The following is a 5273-nucleotide window of genomic DNA, read 5'->3' on the forward strand; positions in this document are numbered from 1 at the left end:
TCGTCACGTAACCCATATGGGCGACCGAGGAATAGGCGATCAGCTTCTTGATGTCGGACTGCATCATCGCCACCAGCGAGGTGTAGATGATCGCGACGACCGACAGCGTGAAGACGAACGGTGCGAAGAAATCAGACGCAAGCGGGAACATCGGCAGCGAGAAGCGCAGGAATCCGTAGCCGCCGAGTTTCAGCAGGATGGCGGCCAGGATGACCGAGCCCGCCGTCGGCGCCTGGACGTGCGCGTCCGGCAACCACGTGTGAACCGGCCACATCGGCATCTTCACCGCAAACGAGGCGAAGAAGGCCAGCCACAGCCAGGTCTGCATCTGGCGCGGGAAGTCGTAGGCCAGCAGTTCCGGAATGCTGGTCGTGCCGGCCTGCCAGTACATCGCCATGATGGCGAGCAGCATCAGCACCGAGCCGAGCAACGTATAGAGGAAGAACTTGTAGGACGCATAGACGCGGTCCTTGCCGCCCCAGACGCCGATGATGATGAACATCGGGATCAGGCCGGCTTCGAAGAAGACGTAGAACAGCACGATATCCAGCGACACGAAGACGCCGACCATGAACACTTCCAGGAGCAGGAAGGCGATCATGTACTGCTTCAGGCGCTTCTCGACGGACAGCCAGCTGGCGGCCACGCAGAAGGGCATGAGGAAGGCCGAGAGGACGACGAAGAGCACCGAGATGCCGTCTACGCCGAGATGATAGGAAATGCCGGTGCCGAGCCAGGCATGTTTCTCCACCATCTGGAAGCCGGGATTCGACGCGTCGAAATTCCACCAGACCCAGAGCGAGACGATGAAGGTGACGATCGTCGTCAACAGCGAGATGTTGAGGATGTTGCGGCGGCCGGACGGGCTGTCTTCACGCATCAGAAGCAGAAGAGCAACACCGACCAGCGGCAGGAAGGTGACCGCGGAGAGAATGGGCCAATCGGTCATCAGAAGGAGCTCCCGAGCATCATCCAGGTAACGAGCGCCGCGATGCCGATGAGCATCACGAAGGCATAGTGATAGAGGTAACCGGTCTGCAGCCGGACGACCCGGTCTGTGACGTCCATGACGCGCGCGGCAATGCCGTTCGGGCCATAGCCGTCAATCACCCGGCCATCGCCCTCCTTCCAGAGGAAGACACCGATGCGCTTTGCCGGACGAACGAACAGGAAGTCGTAAAGCTCGTCGAAATACCATTTGTTGAGCAGGAACTGGTAGAGGCCGCGATGCTGTTCCGCCAGATATTTCGGCGTTTCGGGCGAGCGGATATACATGTACCAGGCTGCGACGAAGCCAAGGATCATCGCGATAAAGGGGCTCAACGCAACCAGGGCCGGAACGTGATGGAAGTGCTCTACAATTTCGTTTTCCGGTCCGGTGTACAGCGCACCCTGCCAAAATTCGGCGTAGTGATGGCCGAAGAAATCTCCTTCGAACACCATGCCGGCCGCCACCGCGCCAATGCCGAGGATGAACAGCGGCACCAGCATGACCATCGGCGATTCATGGACGTGATGCATGACGTCGTGGGAAGCGCGCGGCTTGCCGTAGAAGGTCATGAAAATCAGGCGCCAGGAATAAAAGCTGGTGAAGCAGGCGGCGATGACAAGCAGCGTGAAGGCGAAGCCGGCAACCGGCGAATGCGCGGCGTAGGCAGACTCGATGATGATGTCCTTTGAGATGAAGCCCGCGAGACCGATGCCCGAGAACGGGATACCGACGCCAGTGATGGCCAGCGTACCGATCATCATCATCAGGAACGTCCACTTGATGTGCTTGCGCAGGCCGCCCATGTGGCGCATGTCCTGCTCGCCATCGACGGCATGGATCACCGATCCGGCGCACAGGAACAGCAGAGCCTTGAAGAAAGCGTGCGTGAACAGGTGGAAGATACCGGCGCCATAGGCACCGACGCCGAGGGCCACGAACATGTAGCCGAGCTGCGAACAGGTCGAATAGGCGATGACGCGCTTGATGTCGTTCTGCACGAGGCCGACGGTCGCGGCGAAGAAAGCGGTTATCGCGCCAACCACGGTCACGACCATCAGAGCCGTGTGCGACAGTTCGAACAGCGGCGACATGCGGGCGACGAGGAAGACGCCGGCGGTTACCATCGTTGCAGCATGGATCAGCGCCGAGACCGGGGTCGGGCCTTCCATGGCGTCCGGCAGCCAGGTGTGCAGCAGGAACTGCGCCGACTTGCCCATCGCGCCCATGAAGAGCAGCAGGCAGACGCCCGTTATCGCATCCGCCTTGCCGAGCTGCATGCCGAACAGGTTGATGACGGCCTCACCGGCCGCCGCACCTTCGGCGGGAAGATAGGTCGAAGCAGCTGCGAAGATGGTTTCGAAATTCACCGAGCCGAACAGCACGAAGATGCCGAATATGCCGAGTGCAAAGCCGAAGTCGCCGACACGGTTGACGATGAAGGCCTTCATCGCCGCGGCCGAAGCCGTCGGCTTCTTGTACCAGAAGCCGATCAGCAGATAGGAGGCAAGACCGACGCCTTCCCAGCCGAAGAACATCTGCAGGAGATTGTCGGAGGTCACCAGCATCAACATGGCGAAGGTGAACAGCGACAGATAGGCGAAGAAGCGCGGCCGATGCGGGTCGTGGTGCATATAGCCGATCGAATAGATATGAACGAGCGTCGAGACGGTGTTGACGACGACGAACATGACGGCGGTCAGCGTATCGACGCGGAATGCCCATTCGGTATCGAAGCTGCCGGACTGGACCCAGCGCATGATCGAAACCTTGATCATCTCCGTTTCGCCGAGCGCCACGTTGAAGAAGACCAGCCAGGAAAGGACGGCGACGATCACCATGAAACCGCTGGTGACATATTCGGAAGCCTTGGCGCCGATCGAGGTGCCGAACAGGCCCGCGATCAGAAAGCCGATCAGCGGCAGGAAAACGATCGCCTGAATCATCGTATTCATAGCCCGATCAGCCTTTCATCATATTGACGTCTTCCACGGCGATAGAGCCGCGGTTGCGATAGAAGACGACGAGAATTGCAAGACCGATAGCCGCTTCCGCAGCCGCGACGGTCAGAATGAACAAAGCGAACACCTGGCCGGTGATGTCGTTGAGGAACGACGAAAAGGCGACCATGTTGATGTTCACCGCCAGCAGAATGAGTTCCACCGACATCAGGATGACGATGACATTCTTGCGGTTGAGGAAGATGCCGAAGACGCCGAGCGTAAACAGGATGGCGCTGACGGTCAGATAGTGGGAAATACCGATTTCCATGATGATTGTTCCTTGACCTGTCCGCCCTTAGAGGCCCTGCCCCGGCTTCACCTTGACCACTTCGACAGCGGTGTTCGGCGAGCGGGCGACCTGTTGCACGATATCCTGGCGCTTGATGTTGACGCGGTGACGCAGGGTCAGCACGATCGCGCCAATCATGGCGACCAGAAGCACCAGGCCCGCGATCTGAAAGAAATAGATGTAATGGGTGTAGATCACGTCGCCGAGGGCGGCGGTATTGGTGCGATCGGCAGCAGCCGGTATCGGCATGGCGACCGTCTTGGCCAGTTCCGGCGAGAATGTGCTGCCGGCAACGACAATGATCAGTTCGGCGGCGAGAACGATGCCGACCAGCGCGCCGACCGGCGCATATTCAAGCACGCCCGCCCGCAACTGCGTAAAGTCGATATCAAGCATCATCACGACGAAGAGGAAGAGAACCGCGACCGCGCCGACATAGACGACGAGCAGGATCATCGCCAGGAATTCGGCGCCCGTCAGGAGAAACAGGCCGGCGGCATTGAAGAAGGTCAGGATCAGGAACAGCACGGAGTAAACCGGGTTGCGCGCCGAAATGACCATGAACGCCGACGCGACCGCGACGAAGGAAAAAAGATAGAAAAAAAGAGCCTGCAGACCCATGATCGGTGCCTTTTTCGTCTTCCCTGGGCAATCTGGCAATTGCCAGTTCCCATTCGGCGGACCGGTCAACCCGGCCGACGCCCTTAATCTGTTTCAAGCCCGCCCGGCCGGGCAAGCGCATAGCCGCTTCTCAGCGGTAGGGCGAGTCCATCGCGATATTGCGGGCGATTTCCTGTTCCCAGCGGTCGCCGTTGGAAAGCAGCCGGTCCTTGTCGTAATAAAGCTCTTCGCGCGTCTCGGTGGAAAATTCGAAATTCGGCCCCTCGACGATCGCGTCGACCGGACAGGCTTCCTGGCAGAACCCGCAATAGATGCACTTCACCATGTCGATGTCGTAGCGCACCGTGCGGCGCGTGCCATCGTTGCGGCGTGGGCCGGCTTCGATGGTGATCGCCTGGGCCGGACAGATCGCCTCGCACAATTTGCAGGCGATGCAGCGCTCTTCGCCGTTCGGATAGCGGCGCAGCGCATGCTCGCCGCGAAAGCGCGGGCTGAGCGGCCCCTTTTCGAAGGGATAGTTCACCGTCGCCTTGGGCGCGAAGAAATAACGCATCGACAGGAAGAACGCACCGACGAATTCCTTGAGGAACAGCGAACTGACGGCTTGGGAGAAACCGGCCATCATCAACCTCCAAACATGCCGGCCGCGGACAGGCGGGCCGATTTTGCGAAACGGATATCGGACATCAGGCCCACACCACCAGTTTCAGCGTGACTGCGACAATGATGACCATGGCGATGGACAGCGGAAGGAACACCTTCCAGCCCAGTCGCATCAGCTGGTCGTAGCGATAGCGTGGCACGAAGGCCTTTACCATGGCGAACATGAAGAACACCATCGACGCCTTGAGGACGAACCAGACGATGCCCGGGACCCAGTTCAGGAACCAGACGTCGACCGGGGGCAGCCAGCCGCCGAGGAACAGGATCGTCGTCAGCGCGCACATCAGGCAGATGGCGGCATATTCGCCGAGCATGAACATCATGTAGGGGGTGGAGCCGTATTCGACCATGAAGCCGGCGACCAGTTCCGATTCCGCTTCGACCAGGTCGAAAGGCGGACGGTTGGTCTCGGCCAGCGCCGAAATGAAGAAGACAATGAACATCGGAAACAGCGGCAGCCAGTACCAGTCGAGGAAGGAGCCCGGCAGGCCCATCATCGTGCCGAGGCCGTCGCGCTGCGAATTAACGATGTCGGTGAGATTGAGCGATCCGACGCAGAGCAGGACGGTGACGATGACGAAGCCGATCGAGACTTCGTAGGACACCATCTGTGCAGCCGAGCGCAGAGCCGAGAGGAACGGATATTTCGAGTTCGATGCCCAGCCGCCCATGATGACGCCGTAGACTTCGAGCGAAGAGATCGCCAGAA

6 protein-coding genes are annotated in these 5273 nt (G+C 59.7%); all 6 read right to left on the reverse strand.

What is annotated here, in order from left to right:
- Nucleotides 1-949 (reverse strand): NADH-quinone oxidoreductase subunit M (locus tag VL202_RS19470; protein WP_325465734.1); only part of this gene is annotated, 949 nt, incomplete at its 3' end.
- Nucleotides 949-2943, reverse strand: a complete 1995-nt coding sequence (nuoL, locus tag VL202_RS19475; protein WP_056331804.1) for an NADH-quinone oxidoreductase subunit L — start codon at nucleotides 2941-2943, stop codon at nucleotides 949-951. The genes nuoL and VL202_RS19470, both read right to left, overlap by 1 nt.
- Before the next feature lie 7 nt (nucleotides 2944-2950).
- The gene (gene nuoK / locus VL202_RS19480) at nucleotides 2951-3259 is read right to left on the reverse strand and encodes an NADH-quinone oxidoreductase subunit NuoK (protein ID WP_025426592.1); all 309 of its coding nucleotides are present in this window, start codon (nucleotides 3257-3259) and stop codon (nucleotides 2951-2953) included.
- A 27-nt stretch (nucleotides 3260-3286) separates the two neighbouring features.
- Nucleotides 3287-3901 (reverse strand): NADH-quinone oxidoreductase subunit J, encoded by a 615-nt coding sequence (locus tag VL202_RS19485; RefSeq protein ID WP_325465735.1) that lies wholly within the window; start codon nucleotides 3899-3901, stop codon nucleotides 3287-3289.
- Between the two features lie 130 nt (nucleotides 3902-4031).
- Nucleotides 4032-4523 (reverse strand): NADH-quinone oxidoreductase subunit NuoI, encoded by a 492-nt coding sequence (gene nuoI / locus VL202_RS19490; RefSeq protein WP_056331807.1) that lies wholly within the window; start codon nucleotides 4521-4523, stop codon nucleotides 4032-4034.
- A gap of 64 nt (nucleotides 4524-4587) precedes the next feature.
- Nucleotides 4588-5273: NADH-quinone oxidoreductase subunit H (locus VL202_RS19495; protein WP_325465736.1), on the reverse strand; the 686-nt coding region annotated here is incomplete at its 5' end.

This window comes from Pararhizobium sp. (assembly GCF_035497515.1).
Taxonomy (GTDB): domain Bacteria; phylum Pseudomonadota; class Alphaproteobacteria; order Rhizobiales; family Rhizobiaceae; genus Pararhizobium.

Coding starts and splice junctions, on each gene's coding strand:
- nuoL (WP_056331804.1), bottom strand. CDS start 2,943: ATGAATACGATGATTCAGGCGATCGTTTTCCTGCCGCTGATCGGCTTT.
- nuoK (WP_025426592.1), bottom strand. CDS start 3,259: ATGGAAATCGGTATTTCCCACTATCTGACCGTCAGCGCCATCCTGTTT.
- VL202_RS19485 (WP_325465735.1), bottom strand. CDS start 3,901: ATGGGTCTGCAGGCTCTTTTTTTCTATCTTTTTTCCTTCGTCGCGGTC.
- nuoI (WP_056331807.1), bottom strand. CDS start 4,523: ATGGCCGGTTTCTCCCAAGCCGTCAGTTCGCTGTTCCTCAAGGAATTC.